The sequence below is a fragment of the Stenotrophomonas maltophilia genome (genome assembly GCF_006974125.1).
GTDB classification, from domain to species: Bacteria; Pseudomonadota; Gammaproteobacteria; order Xanthomonadales; family Xanthomonadaceae; genus Stenotrophomonas; species Stenotrophomonas maltophilia_O.
In genome coordinates, this window is the sequence record NZ_CP037858.1 from 690,337 (window position 1) to 705,082 (window position 14,746).

General features: G+C 65.5%; 19 protein-coding genes. 6 read left to right on the forward strand and 13 right to left on the reverse strand.

Going from position 1 to position 14,746, the window contains the following annotated elements:
* Window positions 1–18: 18 nt before the first annotated feature.
* The 5 genes from EZ304_RS03180 to EZ304_RS03200 all read right to left on the reverse strand — a co-directional run bounded on the left by EZ304_RS03180 (window position 19) and on the right by EZ304_RS03200 (window position 3,915).
* A complete protein-coding gene (locus EZ304_RS03180) occupies window positions 19–1,134 on the reverse strand; it encodes an alkene reductase (protein WP_142806246.1) in 1,116 nt (371 codons plus the stop codon).
* 138 nt (window positions 1,135–1,272) lie between these two features.
* A complete protein-coding gene (locus EZ304_RS03185) occupies window positions 1,273–2,148 on the reverse strand; it encodes an EcsC family protein (protein WP_142806247.1) in 876 nt (291 codons plus the stop codon).
* Between the two features lie 159 nt (window positions 2,149–2,307).
* Window positions 2,308–2,880: an oligoribonuclease gene (gene orn / locus EZ304_RS03190; protein WP_099551014.1), complete on the reverse strand. Its 573-nt coding sequence runs from the start codon at window positions 2,878–2,880 to the stop codon at window positions 2,308–2,310.
* Window positions 2,881–2,955: 75 nt separating this feature from the next.
* Entirely contained in the window at window positions 2,956–3,480 is a 525-nt protein-coding gene (tadA, locus tag EZ304_RS03195) for a tRNA adenosine(34) deaminase TadA (protein WP_099551013.1), read from the reverse strand.
* 75 nt (window positions 3,481–3,555) lie between these two features.
* Window positions 3,556–3,915 (reverse strand): winged helix-turn-helix transcriptional regulator, encoded by a 360-nt coding sequence (locus tag EZ304_RS03200; protein ID WP_142806248.1) that lies wholly within the window; start codon window positions 3,913–3,915, stop codon window positions 3,556–3,558.
* Window positions 3,916–3,993: 78 nt separating this feature from the next.
* Here EZ304_RS03200 and EZ304_RS03205 point away from each other — a divergent pair, with 78 nt between their 5' ends.
* From EZ304_RS03205 to EZ304_RS03215, 3 genes are all read left to right on the forward strand, one after another.
* Window positions 3,994–4,761 carry an NAD(P)H-dependent oxidoreductase gene (locus tag EZ304_RS03205; protein ID WP_142806249.1) on the forward strand — a complete coding sequence of 256 codons (768 nt, stop codon included), beginning with the start codon at window positions 3,994–3,996 and terminating at the stop codon, window positions 4,759–4,761.
* Between the two features lie 68 nt (window positions 4,762–4,829).
* Complete coding sequence (locus EZ304_RS03210) at window positions 4,830–5,267, forward strand: acetyltransferase (RefSeq protein WP_142806250.1); 438 nt, start codon at window positions 4,830–4,832, stop codon at window positions 5,265–5,267.
* Window positions 5,268–5,325: 58 nt separating this feature from the next.
* The gene (locus EZ304_RS03215) at window positions 5,326–5,532 is read left to right on the forward strand and encodes a hypothetical protein (protein ID WP_142806251.1); all 207 of its coding nucleotides are present in this window, start codon (window positions 5,326–5,328) and stop codon (window positions 5,530–5,532) included.
* Between the two features lie 22 nt (window positions 5,533–5,554).
* Here the strand turns inward: EZ304_RS03215 and EZ304_RS03220 are convergent, their stop codons facing one another.
* Window positions 5,555–6,061 (reverse strand): GNAT family N-acetyltransferase, encoded by a 507-nt coding sequence (locus EZ304_RS03220; protein ID WP_142806252.1) that lies wholly within the window; start codon window positions 6,059–6,061, stop codon window positions 5,555–5,557.
* 276 nt (window positions 6,062–6,337) lie between these two features.
* On the opposite strand from EZ304_RS03220, the gene EZ304_RS03225 reads away from it, so the two are divergent.
* The 3 genes from EZ304_RS03225 (at window position 6,338) to EZ304_RS03235 (ending at window position 8,737) form a co-directional block, all read left to right on the forward strand.
* Window positions 6,338–6,724 carry a hypothetical protein gene (locus EZ304_RS03225; protein WP_142806253.1) on the forward strand — a complete coding sequence of 129 codons (387 nt, stop codon included), beginning with the start codon at window positions 6,338–6,340 and terminating at the stop codon, window positions 6,722–6,724.
* Window positions 6,725–6,827: 103 nt separating this feature from the next.
* Window positions 6,828–7,415, forward strand: coding sequence for a hypothetical protein (locus EZ304_RS03230; RefSeq protein WP_428999712.1), 588 nt, complete (start codon window positions 6,828–6,830; stop codon window positions 7,413–7,415).
* Complete coding sequence (locus EZ304_RS03235) at window positions 7,412–8,737, forward strand: XVIPCD domain-containing protein (protein ID WP_142806255.1); 1,326 nt, start codon at window positions 7,412–7,414, stop codon at window positions 8,735–8,737. The genes EZ304_RS03230 and EZ304_RS03235 overlap by 4 nt, the downstream gene beginning before the upstream one ends.
* A 54-nt stretch (window positions 8,738–8,791) precedes the next feature.
* Here EZ304_RS03235 and EZ304_RS03240 read toward each other — a convergent pair whose 3' ends face one another.
* The 7 genes from EZ304_RS03240 to EZ304_RS03270 form a co-directional block, all read right to left on the reverse strand.
* Entirely contained in the window at window positions 8,792–10,060 is a 1,269-nt protein-coding gene (locus EZ304_RS03240) for a hypothetical protein (RefSeq protein WP_428999713.1), read from the reverse strand.
* 97 nt (window positions 10,061–10,157) lie between these two features.
* Window positions 10,158–11,162 (reverse strand): XVIPCD domain-containing protein, encoded by a 1,005-nt coding sequence (locus EZ304_RS03245; protein WP_142806256.1) that lies wholly within the window; start codon window positions 11,160–11,162, stop codon window positions 10,158–10,160.
* A 57-nt stretch (window positions 11,163–11,219) separates the two neighbouring features.
* Window positions 11,220–11,756: a hypothetical protein gene (locus tag EZ304_RS03250; RefSeq protein WP_099551005.1), complete on the reverse strand. Its 537-nt coding sequence runs from the start codon at window positions 11,754–11,756 to the stop codon at window positions 11,220–11,222.
* 320 nt (window positions 11,757–12,076) lie between these two features.
* Window positions 12,077–12,601, reverse strand: coding sequence for a DUF4189 domain-containing protein (locus EZ304_RS03255; protein ID WP_142806257.1), 525 nt, complete (start codon window positions 12,599–12,601; stop codon window positions 12,077–12,079).
* A gap of 392 nt (window positions 12,602–12,993) precedes the next feature.
* Entirely contained in the window at window positions 12,994–13,536 is a 543-nt protein-coding gene (locus EZ304_RS21245; RefSeq protein WP_142806258.1) for a DUF4189 domain-containing protein, read from the reverse strand.
* Window positions 13,537–13,568: 32 nt separating this feature from the next.
* Complete coding sequence (locus EZ304_RS03265) at window positions 13,569–14,114, reverse strand: DUF4189 domain-containing protein (protein WP_142806259.1); 546 nt, start codon at window positions 14,112–14,114, stop codon at window positions 13,569–13,571.
* 110 nt (window positions 14,115–14,224) lie between these two features.
* Complete coding sequence (locus EZ304_RS03270; RefSeq protein ID WP_223846428.1) at window positions 14,225–14,743, reverse strand: DUF4189 domain-containing protein; 519 nt, start codon at window positions 14,741–14,743, stop codon at window positions 14,225–14,227.
* Window positions 14,744–14,746 lie beyond the last annotated feature (3 nt).

The following is a 14,746-nucleotide window of genomic DNA, read 5'->3' on the forward strand; positions in this document are numbered from 1 at the left end:
GGCCGGCAGCCTCCAGAATCAAGCAGCGACGCTCTCTTCCAGCGTCGGGTAATCGGTGAAGCCGACCGCACCACCGCCAAAGAACGTCGCACGGTCCGGCGGATTCAGATCCGCACCCAGGCGCAGGCGCTCCGGCAGGTCCGGGTTGGCGATGAAGGGGCGACCGAAGCCGATCAGGTCGGCCCAGCCTTCCGACAATGCCTGCTCGGCGCGCTCGGCGGTGTACTTGCCGGCGTAGATCAGCGTGCCCGGGTAGATCATGCGCAGCGCCTGCTTGAAGGCCACCGGCATCGGCGGTGCGTCATCCCAGTCGGCCTCTGCAATGTGCAGGTAGCCCACGCCCATCTCACCGAGCAGGTGTGCGGCAGCCAGATAGGTCGCCTGCGGCGTATCGTCCACCGCCCCCTGCAGCGTGGTCAGCGGCGCCAGGCGCACGCCCACGCGATCACCGCCGGCCACTGCCACTACCGCTTGCACCACCTCTCGCAGGAAGCGCAGCCGGTTCTGCAACGCGCCGCCATAGCCGTCGGTGCGCCGGTTGGCCTGCGAGTCGATGAACTGGTTGATCAGGTAGCCATTGGCCCCGTGCAGCTCGACGCCATCGAAGCCCGCCTCCAGCGCGTTGCGCGCGGCCTGCGCATAATCGGCGACGATGCCCGGAATCTCGTCTTCGGCCAGCGCGCGCGGCATCGAGTGCTGGATCATCTCCCCCACGCCCGCCTCCGGACCGGCACCGGTCGGATCGACGAACACCTTCACGCCTTCAGCCAGCAGGGCCGACGACGATACCGGTGCGCCACCGTCCGGCTGCAGCGCCACGTGTGAAACGCGGCCCACGTGCCACAGCTGGGCGTAGATGCGGCCGCCGGCGGCGTGCACCGCATCGGTCACCTGGCGCCAGCCCTGCATCTGTTCGGCGCTGTGGATGCCCGGGGTCCAGGCATAGCCCTGGCCCTGCTGGCTGATCTGAGTGCCTTCGCTGACGATCAGGCCGGCACCGGCGCGCTGCGCGTAGTAGGCGGCCATTTCCGCGGTGGCGACGTTGCCGTCGGCGGCGCGCGAGCGGGTCATCGGCGGCATCACGATGCGGTTGGGGAGCGTCAGCGCGCCCAGGCGGTGGGAGGTGAACATCATGGCGGCAATCTCTTGCGGGGGAGTGCCAGCAAGAATGGGGACCGCCTGCGAAAGGCAACAGGCGTGTTGTGGCAAAACAGTTGTGCCCGGCAGGCAAGGATGGCCATGCATGAAGGCTCATCCACGCACGGCGTGGATCTACTCCAGGCTGGGCTCGATCCTGATCGCGCCATGCGCCACCCGGTCATAGCAGGTGCGCACCACGTCTTCCCCGTACTTCAGCTCGAGCCGACGCACGATGAAGTGGCCGCGCGCCATGTCCTGGTAGTAGTCGGTGAACATGGTATTCAGTGTTGCACCGGCGGCGGCACCGACGATCGGCACCGCCTGTGCGGCGAATTTCTCGGTGACTACCACGCCGAAGCGCGCGGCCACCTTCTCCACCATCTTCGCCAGCAGCTTGCCGGCCTCCTTCGGTGCCACGCCCAGGGTCAGGTCGCGGCCGGTCACCACGCGCCCGGCCAGCTCGGCCGACAGGTGGCGCATCACGTCGGTGGTGAAGCCGCGGGCCAGGTAATAGCCGGTCTCGCTGGCGTCATCGCGCGGCGAGTTGCCGCCCAGCGCGAACACCTCCAGGCAGGCCTGCCGGGTGCTGAACTCGGACAGGTCGAAGCCTTCGCTGCGGGCCACGTCGGCCACCGCACGCATCATGATGGTGGTCGACACCGGCAGTTCGATGAACAGCACGGCAAAGCCAAAGGCGCCGCCCACCGCACCGGAGGTCGCTGCGGCCAGCTTGTGCCAGCGGGTGGATGCGCCCTTGCCGGGGGTGTTGTCCATGCTCCACAGCGCCGCTTGCGCCGACTTGGACAGCGCCGCCTGCACCGCACCGTGGATGCGGTTGGAGACCGAGCTGGGCAGCGCCTTCACCGCGAACTCCAGCGGCGTGCCGACCAGATTGGCCATGCGCGCGGTCAGGGTTGGCGCTTCCAGCAGGGCCACCGCCCGCTGCAGGTCGGACCAGTCGCGGGCGTCGTGGGCAATATCGCGGGGAAGCAGGATGGGCTCGTTCATGGCGCCGATCTTAGCGCCAGGGAGTTGAACGGAGGGTGGTGCCGGCCGCTGGCCGGCAACCCGATACACCTCACGAAAGCCGCCGAATTGCCGGCCAGCGGCCGGCACTACCAAGTCGCGTGTCACCCGGTAGCGCCGGGCCAAGCCCGGCGTCGTTGTTCAGGTCGTGGGCAAGCCCGACAGCGCGCCCATGAACTGGCGATAGTGGCGCAGCTCGGCGATCGAATCGTGCACGTCACTCAACGCGGTGTGGTTGCTGTTCTTGCCCACGCCAGCGGCCACGGTCGGCGCCCAGCGCTTTGCCAGTTCCTTCACCGTGGACACGTCCAGGTTGCGGTAGTGGAAGTACTTCTCCAGACGCGGCATCTGGCGGTGCAGGAAGCGGCGGTCCTGGCAGATCGAGTTGCCACACATCGGCGAGAGGCCCGACGGGATCCACTGCGCCAGGAAGTTCACCGTCTGCGCCTCGGCCTGGCCGAGGGTGGTGGTGCTGTCCACCACGCGCTGCCACAGGCCCGAACGACGATGCTGGTTGCGATTCCACTCGTCCATCGCCTCCAGCGTTTCCAGCGGATGATGGATGGCGAATTCCGGACCTTCGGCCAGCACGTTGAGCTGGGCGTCGGTGACCACGGTGGCGATCTCGATGATCGAATCGTTGTCGGTGTCCAACCCGGTCATTTCCAGGTCGATCCAGATCAGTCGTTCGTTGGCCGCGCCGGTGTCCGCCATTGTGTCGCCTCGTTGCTGGGCAGGCGCGCGGCCTACCGGTGAAGGAAAGAGGCGCCCATCATACCCGTTCGCCCCTCAGCCCTCGCCGACGTGGTCTTCCAGCAGCAGCGGCGGCTTGCCGCGCTTGGCACGGAAGTAATTGGTCAGGCGCGTGCTCGCTTCCTTGGCCAGCACCCCGCCGTGGATCTCGACCCGGTGGTTGTGGCGGGCATCGCCGAGCAGGTCGAACACACTGCCGCAGGCACCGGTCTTTGGATCACTGGCGCCGTAGACCAGGCGCGATACCCGTGCATGCACGACCGCCATCGCGCACATCGCGCATGGCTCCAGGGTCACGTACAGGGTGCTGCCCAGCAGGCGATGGTTGGCCAGCAGCTTCCCCCCTGCCCGCATGGCCACGATCTCGGCATGCGCGCTGGGATCGTGCGAGGCGATATTGAGGTTCCAGCCCTCGCCCAGCAGCTGGCCATCGGCGCTTACCAGCACCGCACCAACCGGGATCTCATCGAACTCACGCTGTGCGCGCTCGGCCAAGGCCAGTGCATGGCGCATCCAGTGTTCATCAGCGTCGTGCACCGGTACACCCAGGACATCGGTCATGGCGGTTCTCGCTTTTCACCTGGGCCAGGATGGCCGCCGGGGCCGCATTGTACGCCCGGGGCCGTGCAGGCGCCGCTAACGTGCGTCGAAACGCTCGCGGGCCGCGTCGAGCGCCGGGAAGTTGTGCTCGGCCCAGCGGTCCAGAGCGGACAGCGTCTCGACCAGGCCGCGCGCGACCTCGGTCAGGTGGTACTCCACATGCAGGGGTTTGCTACCCAGTTCGCACCGCTCGACCAGGCCATTGCGCTCCAGCTGCCGCAGGGTCTGGGTCAACACCTTCTGCGAGATGCCTTCGATCTTCCGCAGCAGCGCACCGTTGCGTTGCGGGCCCTGCGCCAACGCCGGCAACAGCAGCATCACCCACTTGCCGGAGATCAGCGCCAGCGCATCGCGCGCCGAGCAATCGGCGGCGTAGACATCTCCAGGAAAGGCCATGGTTACCTCAAGGTGCGTAATTGCCGGGGCATACCGGCACCGCGAGGATGGTCGCACACTCCACGAACACCTCGCCCCATGCGCGCCCTCATCCTGCTTGCCCACCCCGAACCCCGCTCCTTCAACGCCCACCTGGCCGTGCAGGCGGCCGAGCAGCTGCGGCACGACCACCTGCAGGTGGACGTGGTCGACCTGTATGCGGAAGGCTTCGACCCGCTGGAAGCGGCCTGGCACCATCCACGGCGCCTGCAGCCGGGTCGCTTCGATGCCCAGCGCGAACAACGCTACAGCGCCGAACAGGATCAGCTGCCCGCCGATGTGCAGCGTCACCTGCGACTGCTGCGGGCTGCGGACCTGGTGATTCTGCAGTTCCCGCTGTGGTGGTTCGCGGCGCCGGCCATCCTCAAGGGCTGGCTGGACCGCGTGCTGGTCTATGGGCCGATGTACAACAGCCGGCAACGTCACGAACATGGCGTGATGCAGGGCAAGCGTGCGTTGCTGAGCGTGACAACCGGTTCGTCGGCGCGGGCCTGCGCGGTCGATGGCCGCGAAGGCGATACCCGGCTGTTGCTGTGGCCGTTGATGTACAGCCTGCGCTACGTCGGCTTCGAGGTGATGGAGCCGCATGTGGTGCATGGCGTACGTTCCGGGCTGGCACCGGAGCGCGTGCAGGCACACGACGAGGCACTGACCGCAGCAACCCACTACTACCGCGAACGCCTGGCGCAATGGCCGCAGTGGCCCACCGTGCCCTTCAACGACAGCGGCGATTTCGAGGATGGTGTGGTACTGCGCGCGGAAGCGACTGCCTACAGTCCCTTCATCCGCCATCGCAACGCGGGATGAATCCGCACCTGCAGGCACGGCCGGAAAGCTTCATACTGCGCATTCCTGTCAAGCACCTTGGTGAACATATGACCACCCTCCGTCCCTCGCGCGCCGACGATGGCGCCGCCCTTGTCGACCTCTGGCGCCGCGCCGTCGACGCCACCCATCACTTCCTCAGCGCGAAAGATCGCCAGGCGATCGATGCCGAAGTCGCCGGTTTCCTGCCGCAGGCACCGATGACCGTGGCCGTCGACGCTCAGGACCGCCCCCTCGGTTTCATGCTGATCGACGGCACGCACATGGAAGCGCTGTTCATCGATCCGGACGTACGTGGCACTGGCATCGGCCGGCAACTGCTGCAGCACGCACTGGCCCAGCATCCGCAGCTGAGTACTGACGTCAACGAACAGAACGCACAGGCCGTCGGCTTCTATCTGCGCATGGGCTTCGTCGAAAGCGGTCGTTCACCACTGGATTCGCAGGGCCGCCCGTATCCGCTGATCCACCTTCGGCATAAGGCCTGACATCCGCCGGGAGCAGCCACGTGCTAGCGTGGCTGCCTTCGATCAAGGAATGGCGTACATGGATGGTGCACAAGCCCTGTTGACCCTGTTTGCGCTGGGCATCAGCCTGGTCTGGATCCTGGTGCCGTTCGCCATCTTCGCCGTGCGCAACCTGCTGCGTGAGGTACTGGTCGAGCAGCGCCGCACCAACGAACTGCTTGAACATATCGGCGGTTATCGCATTCCAAAGCCACAACCCGAACCGACCGTCTGGCGCGCGCCCTGAGCAGAAACGTGCCAGGCCCGGATCAGGCCGTCGCCTCGAAGGCCGGCGAGTACTGCACCTCGCCCTGCGCCAGCGGAGGCTGCAGGCAGAGCGCCTGGAAGTACTCCGCAGGCACACCCCGCAGCACCAGGCCTGGCTCGGCACGGAAGCCGAAGCGGCCGTAATACGCCGGCTCGCCCAGCAATACACAGCCATGTGCAGCCTGCTGACGCAGTGCTTCAAGTGCGGCGTGCATCAGGGCCGCACCGATGCCCTGCCCCTGCCACGCGGGCAATACCGAAATCGGGCCCAGGCCAAACCAGCCCGTGCTGCCATCGCTGATCGTCACCGGCGACAGTGCAATGTGTCCGACCACCTGGCTCTGCGCTTCGGCGACAAGCGAAATGCTCAGTTCCCCACGCGAACGCAACGCATCGACGATGAACTGCTCGGTATGGCTGCTGTGCGCAGCGTCCCGGAATGCGGCCTCGGTGAGCGCATGGATGGCGGCGTGATCGGCCGGGGATTCGGCACGGAGTCGGAGGGTCATGCTGCTCTTCAACGGTAGGGGTGCCCACGGCGGGGCCGGATGCAAGCTGCGCCGCGCCTCGAAAAACACGGATTCACCTTTGTCATCTCCAAGTTAATCCAATAACGCATGTCACAGAATAAGATAGGAATTGACAGGGTGCGTCAATTTTTCGCCACTACAGCGCCTCCAACGCTGGAATCACGTCATGGCAGCGCCCCATAATCGGGTTGCCTCTCATCAAGGAACCGAGGCTCGCATGGAACGCCCTCTCCACAACGGCACGCAGGAAGCACTTTGCCACTAGCACCTCGCCACCGCCTCTGCATCGGCCTGGCCTGTGCCCGCGCGCTCTGCGTTGGCCTGCCTGCTCTACCGTGGCCCACGCTGCGCGCCGATCCTGTGTCTGGCCAGCCGCCGGTGCTGCTCTCTGCCGGCCCCGCGCGCGATCCTGCGGCCCTGCGCCTGCGGCTGTTCGGCAGGGACTACGGCAGCGTGCACCTGAACCTGCTCGACGAGAACTACTACCACGGTGGCTTCCGGCACTGGCTCCGCAATGGACTGGGTAACGTATGGCAGGCCCTGACCACGCGCGAGGACCGTAGTCGCCTGCCCTCGTACCGCGAGGAATTCTCCGATGCCCCCGCCGTGGCACCTTCCCCCGAACGGAACGTCCCGCCATGACCGACCGCCCTTCCCCCTTCATTCCAGGAGGCCGACATTGCGCCCTACATTGATCCCGTGCCTTGCTCTGCTTCTGTTGACCGCTTGCCATCCGGAGACCGCCATGAACCAGGAACGTGCCGCTGCTGAAGCCGATGTCGCCCAGGGTGGGCGCGGCCTCGCCAAGCTCAACCCCAACCCGCGCAAGGCCTATGAACTGGTCCTGCGCCTGAAGGACGCCCCCGGTGATTTCGCGGTCGTCGAGGGCGTCGCCCAGTACGATGTCAGCAACGAAGACCAGTGCGGCCACATCGAACCGGCCACCGGCACCGCCGCACGCATCACCAGCCAGGAGCCGGTGCAGCTGCGCAAGATTACCGACGGCGAGTATCGCGGCACCGTCTATCTCGACCGCATGCTGGATGAGGACTACTACGGCCGCGGCGTCTGCCGGTGGCAGTTCAGCGGCGCCGGCGCGATGTTGAAGGCCACCGGCGCCGAAGGCGAGACCCGCTTCCTGACCTTCGTCGACGCCAAGCCGCTGACCGAAGGCAGCGCGCACACCCTCTACTATCCGGACGCGGCCTATCCGCGCGCGCCGCTTGCAGCCGACTATCCGGCCACCGGCAAGTCCAACCCTGCCGACTACGTCGCCGAGCTGCAGGGCAAGCTGTTCACCATGAGCCTCAGCGCCAGCGAGGTCACCCCATGACCATCACCAGCCAGGACTATGCCGCGCTGTCCGATGACGCCTACAAGGATCGCGCGGTCGGCCGGCGCGCGCCGGGCCAGGAAGAGAAAGTCATCCTCAACGGGCACGAGTACAAGGTACTGCAGCACGTCGACAACCGGCTCAACGGCTATCAGGGCACCATCTACCAGCGCACCGATACCAACGAGATCGTCGTCGCCCACCGCGGCACCGAGCAGATCGCCCGTGATGCGATCCTCACCGATGGCGGCATGGTGGTGGCGCGGACCAACGTACAGGCACCCGATGCCATCGCACTGACCCGCAGTGCGCTGGATATCGCCAAGCAGGACGCCGCATTCGGAGGACGTGCCCCCCAGGTTACCGTCACCGGTCACTCCCTCGGCGGTGCCCTGGCCCAGATCACCTCGCACCACTTCAACGTCAAGGGCGAGACATTCAATGCCTACGGCGCGGTCAGCCTCAGCTACCGCATCCCGGAAGGCGGAAACACCATGATCAACCACGTCATGGCCTCTGACCCGGTCAGCGCTGCCTCGCCGCACTTCGGCCAGGTCCGCATCTACGCCAAGCCCGATGAGATCAAGACGCTCGCGGCAAACGGCTTCAGCAATCACGCCCTGCGTGATCTGATTCCGGACCGGCCGATCATTGCGGCGACCAGCTCGTTCGGCGCGCACAAACTGGGCAACTTCCTCGACGAAGGCTCGGTGCTGAAACATCCAGAAACCCAGAAGCTGGCGAAAGACAACGCCAAGATGATCGAGGAGTACCGCGATGACGTCGAGTCACTGCGTCGCGGCGTCACCCGCGCGGCACGCGGTATCCCGGGCGGCGCCATCGATCTGTACGACCACATCCGTGGCCCGCTGCAACCCGGTGAGCCGGCCCGTCGCGAGGCGGAGAAGAACGGCCATCACACCAGCATGCTGCGCATGGACGATGCCAACCACCTGGGCAACCCGCTGTTCAACGATGCGATCCGTGGCGTGCATGCGCAGGACGTTCGCGTCGGCCGCGTGCCGGATGTGATGAGTACGCAGTTGGCCGGTAGCCTGGCGGCGGAGATGCACGCGGCAGGTGGCAAGCGCATCGACGAAGTGGTGATGAATGCCGATGCCTCGCGCAGCTTCGCGGTGCAGGGCCAGGGCGGCGACCCCGCTCACCTTCGCGTGTCGGTGGATACGGCGGTGGCGATGAACACACCGCTGGAACAGAGCAGCCAGCGCATCGACCAGCAGGCCACGGGGCAGCGCCTTGCACTGGAGCGCGACCAGCAGCTGGAACAGCAGCAGAACCAGACCCGCAGCATGCAGGCCTGATGGCCAGCGCGGGAGCCGGTCATTCCGGCTCCCGCTTTACTTCAGCATCGCGCCTCAGGGGCTGGTGGCCGCGACCGGCGCGGACGTACTGGCGGTCACAAACAGATCCGGGCCAGAATCCGGGAAGCCGCCACAGGCCCGATCCCCCGGCGCCACCGGGTCACAGGGCCACTGGCTGCGCGAAACCTTCTCGCGCAGCTCGAAGCGATCCCCGGTCCAGACCACGAAGGCCAGGTGCTCGCGGTTCCAGTCACTGTAGGCACGCGGACCGCCCTTCTGCGCCGACTCCGGGTACTGCACGAACCATCGCATGGCCGGGCCGTACTGCAGCTTGCTGTGGTCCAGTGTGATCCGGCCTTCGCGGGCCAGCTGGCGTGCGCGATCGGCTTCCGTCAACGGCGGCATGGCCGGCATGGCCTCGGCCGTTACATCCCGCGGTGCGGCATCGCCGCGGACCTGATACACACGCTGGGCCACATAGGCCTCGCGGCAATCCCCCGCTGGCACGCGGACCGGCTCCGCGCCGTACTCATCACGGTTGGCGACCTGATCGCTGCAGGTGAACGGCGCTGACACCAGATAGAACGTGCTGCCGACGTCGCGCCCTTCCAGCGAGCGCACCCAGATGTCGCCCATCCGCACGATGAAGTCCGGGCGCTGGCCATAGCCCGGCACCGCCTTGAACCACGTCTTCTGCCGCACCTCACGCTCGCGCCAGCTGCGCGGCAGGTGGATGTCCTGCTGGGGCAGCGCGACCAGCAGCGCGGCCAGATGCGCCGGCATCGTGCCCTGGCAGGCGCCGATCAGCAGCTCGCCCTGGGCCGCCAGTCGCCCGGCCAGATCCACCGGACAACGGGCACCGAGCGCACGCTCGGTCGCCTGCTCGGGCGGCAACGGCACGATGGCCAATGCGGGCGGTGCGGGTGCCATCGCCGGAACGGTTGGCTCGACGGCGGCAGGCGGTGCAGCCACAGGCGCAGCCACTGCGAGCACAACGGGCACGGGCGCCGGTTCCGCAGACGGCACCGGCTGCGCGTCCACCCCAGGTGCCGCAGGAGGTGTCACGGCAACTGGTACTTCGGGAGCCGGCGCAGCGACAACGGCATGGGCCGCCGTGGGTGCTGCAGCGGGCGCCGCCCCTGCAGGCGGGGCAACGGGCGCCCCGGCAGCAAGGGGCGCCTCCCCGACGGGTACCGCTGCCTCCTGAGCCTGTGCCGACGCTGCGGCTAGTCCAAGTGACAGCAGCCAGAGCGGCGGCAGACGGCGCGCGGATGCATTGCAGCGGGCAGCCGCGTGCCGGGCCCTCAAGGGAACGATTCGCATGTAGTGTCCTTACGTTGGGTTTCCATGTCGGCGCCACAGGGCGCCACGCGTCGTACGTAAAGCACCGGCGGGGCCCCCTGCCCGCCGGCATCAGGTGTTACATGGATCGAGAACGCTGCTCCTGTTCGCGGGCGAGTGCGGCCGCCGGGTCCTGTTGCGCAACACTGGCCGCCAACTGCTGGCTGCTCTGTGCCAGTGGCTGCTGTGCGGCCTGCTCCCGGTCTACGGACGCACGCAGCATGGCCGGATCACCCAACGCGCCCTGCACCGCAAACAGCGTGCGGCCGTCGTTGCCGGCCAGCAGATGATCAATGCGCGACAGCCCCGCCTTCTGCGCGCCCAACGCCAACGCACCAGCGGCATTGTCGAGATCCTGTGCATTGCGCAGCCCACTCTGCGGTCCCAGCTGCTGCAGGTGCCGGCGCGCATCCTCGAACAACGCATTGCCGGGCTCACCGGCGTGCGACATGTCACGGGCAACACTCTGCGCCTGCGCACCGACTTCACCTCGATCCAATCGCGCCATCACGTCCGGCGTCAACTTCTGTTGCCAGACCTCGAAGCGTTGCCGGCGCGCCTCGATGCCATTGAGCGCGCCATTGAGTGCATGCGTTGCTTCGCGCACATCCTGGCGCGCCGCCTCCGGCACCCGTGTCTGCCACTGCCATACGGCAATACGGCCTGCGTGCTCGGGCTGCGCGGCCAGTTCCGGGTGATTCACCAGGTCCAGATCCAGCGCCTTGCCGGCGCGCTCGTAATTCTCCTTGCCGACCAACGGCAGATAGCCGCGGCCGTGGTACTTCAGCGCGTCACCAGGCGCGTCGTTGCCCATGCGCCCGCCGTACATCAGCTCAGCCAGGTTTTCCGGGCGGCCACGCAGCGCTTCCTGGCGGGCGCTCTCCAGCGCAGCGTTGCCATTGCGCCACGCAGCCTCCACCGGGATCTGCGAGATTCCCCGGGTGAAGTTGAAACTCTCGTTGAGCCGGCTCAAGCCGCGCGACTCGTGCCCTGCCTGGGCCATGAAATTGGCCAGTTCAAGCGGGGAGTCGATGCCGGCTTTGGTCGCCTGCCGCAACAGCTGCGACTCTCTATCGGTCGACACAGTGCAACTCCTGAATCTTCATCAGCGCGGATTCCCTTCCGCCGGTTGGAGCCTGGCTCATGGAAGCGACACCTCGGCGACACTGGACGGGTCGAAGTCCTCGAACCGCACCCTGCCCAGTTCCGCCACCGAGTAATCCCGGATGTTGGTCGCTTCGGTCTCGATATCCACGACCTTGCGTCTCACCCCGTCCACCCAGCAGGCCTTGTCCGCGGGCGCATAGCGGAACCGGTAGGTGCTGCTCCAGCGCTCGCGGCTACCGCCGTTGGTGATCACGCTGAAGGTGCCTTCCTCGACCATTGCATACGCAAAAGGGTCGCCGGCCAGGCCACCCCGGGTGGAACACGGCACCAGCTTGTCGTTGCGCGCGGCCAGCTGCCAACGCCCGCGCCCGTCAGCGCGCAGCAACAGCAGCACCCGGTTTGGTCCGTGCTGACCGGGCACCAGCCCTTCCGGCGTCGGCTGGTCGATGACCAGCAATTGATACTCGATGCCATCGCCGTTGAGCTCGCCCCTGACAGCTTCCAGCAGGTTCGCACCGGACGGAACGAATGCCAGGGCATCGTCCATGTGTGCGCCAACCCTGTCTTCCATCCCCTCCCACTCCTTCAATGTGGTCATGCCGATGCCCGCCTCCCTGCCCAGCCGGAACGCGGCGTTCCGGCTTATCCGCGCCTGCGCGGCCAGGGATCATAGCCTTGCGTACGGCAAGACCGCGATGATGGCGAGCGTCACCCGATGCAGGGGCTGACAGCGTCCTCATTGGACGGAAGAACTCCTGCATTCGGCGGCACTGGCGCGTCATTTTCATGACGCGCGGGGAGCTTACCGCGAGGCGTTCTGCCGCGTCGAAGTGCGAGGAAATCGAAAAGCGGAATTGATCACAGAAAACGGGGCTTAGCGTGAATGGCGCCTTACCTGATGAACAGATCCGCCGTACAGGCCGTTCTGGCGATCCCGCATTGACCCTGCGGCAGCTGCTTCCATGCCGCCTTCGCGCTGCATTGCTGCATCGCGACAACGACCGCTCCCTGTTCGGACATGGCGGTGGCGACGCTGGTGGTTTCAGTGCCCAGACCCGCGTGGGCGACCGCCACGCATTGCGCCTGGAGCAGGGTCGCCAACGTACATTCGCCTTTCCCGAACTCCTTGCACTCCTTCATGGAAGCACGCTTGGCCTTGCCCCGCGAACGCATCGAGTTGCTGATGAAGGTATCGCCGCGGGCATCCATCGCCACGCCGCGCACAGTCTGCGCCCAGTTGGGGCGATTGTTGTACGGGGATCCTGAGCTGCTCACCGGAATGGGCGCACAGCCCTGTACACCCTGGCCACCGATGGGATACATGCCCTGCGGGCAGTTGCCTTCGGCAAGCGCAGTGAACGGCAGTAGGCCTGCAATCAACAGACACGGAAGAAAAGCGAGGTGGATCCGTTTCATGGGGAGACTCATTCCTTTGCTGCCCATTGTGAGAGGTGGGACGGCCTGAGCAGACGATCGCTGCCCAAACTTGCCTCCCGGATTGGGAGGGCTCCGCAGAGCAGACAAGGCCCAGGCTGGCCGGGCACCTGATCATTGGAGAACTCTGCGATTCCAACCGGAGTGCTCGGCAAGCACCATGGTCGCGTAGCCACGCTGAACGCTCAAGGTCAATCGCGTCAGACTGTGCATCAGCGCAGGCTCGATCGGAGTACAGCACCCCAGCACAACACATTACTGCCGATCAAATAGACGCCCTTCGCACGAATATCACCTTCACATCAGCATCTCCAAGCTTGCCTTTGCCTTGGGGAATCAACACGCTCCGGGCACTGGCAGTCAGGGCTCTTTCGCTAGAACGCCTCATAGACCGGTTCAGAACACGCTGAGTAGGCAACTTTGCATTGCGTTCCAGTCGGATCCACGCAGATCTTTTGTGCCTGCACAATGGCTTCCTTCAAGTCTTGACCGCTCGCAACGCCACCACGCGCCCTATTGCCTTGGCTCTGAGGAACTACCCAAGCGGCACACTGGTTTCGGTACGCGATGAGTATTCGGCAATCGCGAGCAGCGTGCATGCCGCATCCCTCGAGAGCGACACGCTCCGCATCCTCTTTCGTCGCCCTCCCTGTCGCCACGCCTGCTTCGTTCGTACTGGGCGAGGAAGCAATGGCACCCCACGTCTTATGCCACTGGCCAGCGGGTTCCGCCCCACGGGCGCTCCCCCCCGCTCCAGGGATGGGGGCACACCCACCCACCCCTTGATCGCCGATGGGGTACTGGCCGGAAGGGCATCGGCCCTCGGCACTGGCGTTGCTGGCAACAAGTAATGCAGCGAACAGCAGAGCAGAAATCACGAAAGCTGAATCACCACGCAGAGATTTGAAGTCGGCCATTGCCTTGAATCTCCGTGTGATGTCACAACCGATCAGTCTTGCTGGAAGAACGGCTTGGTACAGTCAGAATGGAAAACGGAGCAAGCCTGACTTCCCAAATCCTTGCAGTCCTTGGTTGCCCGCTCCTGCGCCTGTTCTTTCGTCGCCCCGGTGTTGAATCTCATGCCATTGTCCGGTCGTGCAGCCCGGACAACCGCATAGCACTGGTTGTAGTAGGTAAAAACGACTGTGCAGTCGGTAGCTCCGCCCTGCCGGCATCGCTCGACGGCTTGGCGCTCTGCCGAAGCCTTGGCCTGATGCCCAGTGGCAGAACCTGCATCTCCTCCAGGCGAGCTGGCGACAGCACCCCATGTCTTGACCCAGTACCCGGGATTCTCCTGCGGGGCGCTCTGAGCCGCGCCGGGTATGGGTGCGCAGCCACCAACGCCTTGGTCGCCAATCGGGTACTGGCCCCCAGGGCAACGACCTTCGGCATTGGCATTTTCAGTAACGACGAGCACGGCAAACGCCAGCGTCAAAAACCCAAGAAATGTTACCCAAATGCTTGAATCCGGCCATTGCCAAGACTTTTGGGACATCACTGTTGATCACTCGGTGGTCTGATGCTCCGCACCCGTCATCTTCCTTGAAGCCTTCCGCAGTGCTTCAAGCGACATCCAAAGAACGGGAGGCAATATGATTCGCCACATCAGCCCTCCTGAAAGAAGGGCTTGGTGCAGTCCGAGTGGACGAACGTGCACTCCTGGCTTCCCGAATTCCGACAATCCTGCGTCGCCCTTTCCAGCGCCTGTTCCTTGGTAGCACCCGCGTTGAACATCGTTCCATTGTCCGGCCGGCCGGTTCTGATGGACGCATAGCACTGGTTGTAATAGGTGTACAGAACCTTGCAATCAGTTGCTCCCCAGTGACCGCAGCGCTCGATCGCCTGTCGCTCGGCCGAGGCCTTGGCCTGATGGCCAGTCGATGCACCCGCATCGCCATTCATGGATCCCGCAACGGCTCCCCACGTCTTAACCCAGTGCCCGGGATTCTCATCAGGCGCGCTCCGGCCTGCCCCAGGGATGGGAGCACAGCCGCCCACTCCCTGATCGCCGATCGGATACTGGCCCGGCGGGCAGCGACCTTCTGCTAACGCAGAATTGATGTATGCAGAACCCATAAACACGAAAGACAAGCAAAGATATTTCAGAAAACCGTTGGCGCTCATCGT

What these genes read in the sequence shown, in the direction of transcription:
- EZ304_RS03180 (WP_142806246.1), bottom strand. Translation starts at nt 1,134, where the DNA reads ATGATGTTCACCTCCCACCGCCTGGGCGCGCTGACGCTCCCCAACCGC.
- EZ304_RS03230 (WP_428999712.1), top strand. Translation starts at nt 6,828, where the DNA reads ATGAACCAGGAACGTGCCGCTGCTGAAGCCGATGTCGCCCAGGGTGGG.
- EZ304_RS03240 (WP_428999713.1), bottom strand. Translation starts at nt 10,060, where the DNA reads ATGCGAATCGTTCCCTTGAGGGCCCGGCACGCGGCTGCCCGCTGCAAT.
- EZ304_RS03220 (WP_142806252.1), bottom strand. Translation starts at nt 6,061, where the DNA reads ATGACCCTCCGACTCCGTGCCGAATCCCCGGCCGATCACGCCGCCATC.
- EZ304_RS03185 (WP_142806247.1), bottom strand. Translation starts at nt 2,148, where the DNA reads ATGAACGAGCCCATCCTGCTTCCCCGCGATATTGCCCACGACGCCCGC.
- EZ304_RS03265 (WP_142806259.1), bottom strand. Translation starts at nt 14,114, where the DNA reads ATGTCCCAAAAGTCTTGGCAATGGCCGGATTCAAGCATTTGGGTAACA.
- EZ304_RS03235 (WP_142806255.1), top strand. Translation starts at nt 7,412, where the DNA reads ATGACCATCACCAGCCAGGACTATGCCGCGCTGTCCGATGACGCCTAC.
- EZ304_RS21245 (WP_142806258.1), bottom strand. Translation starts at nt 13,536, where the DNA reads ATGGCCGACTTCAAATCTCTGCGTGGTGATTCAGCTTTCGTGATTTCT.
- EZ304_RS03215 (WP_142806251.1), top strand. Translation starts at nt 5,326, where the DNA reads ATGGATGGTGCACAAGCCCTGTTGACCCTGTTTGCGCTGGGCATCAGC.
- tadA (WP_099551013.1), bottom strand. Translation starts at nt 3,480, where the DNA reads ATGACCGATGTCCTGGGTGTACCGGTGCACGACGCTGATGAACACTGG.
- EZ304_RS03270 (WP_223846428.1), bottom strand. Translation starts at nt 14,743, where the DNA reads ATGAGCGCCAACGGTTTTCTGAAATATCTTTGCTTGTCTTTCGTGTTT.
- EZ304_RS03200 (WP_142806248.1), bottom strand. Translation starts at nt 3,915, where the DNA reads ATGGCCTTTCCTGGAGATGTCTACGCCGCCGATTGCTCGGCGCGCGAT.
- EZ304_RS03250 (WP_099551005.1), bottom strand. Translation starts at nt 11,756, where the DNA reads ATGGAAGACAGGGTTGGCGCACACATGGACGATGCCCTGGCATTCGTT.
- EZ304_RS03205 (WP_142806249.1), top strand. Translation starts at nt 3,994, where the DNA reads ATGCGCGCCCTCATCCTGCTTGCCCACCCCGAACCCCGCTCCTTCAAC.
- EZ304_RS03210 (WP_142806250.1), top strand. Translation starts at nt 4,830, where the DNA reads ATGACCACCCTCCGTCCCTCGCGCGCCGACGATGGCGCCGCCCTTGTC.
- EZ304_RS03255 (WP_142806257.1), bottom strand. Translation starts at nt 12,601, where the DNA reads ATGAAACGGATCCACCTCGCTTTTCTTCCGTGTCTGTTGATTGCAGGC.
- orn (WP_099551014.1), bottom strand. Translation starts at nt 2,880, where the DNA reads ATGGCGGACACCGGCGCGGCCAACGAACGACTGATCTGGATCGACCTG.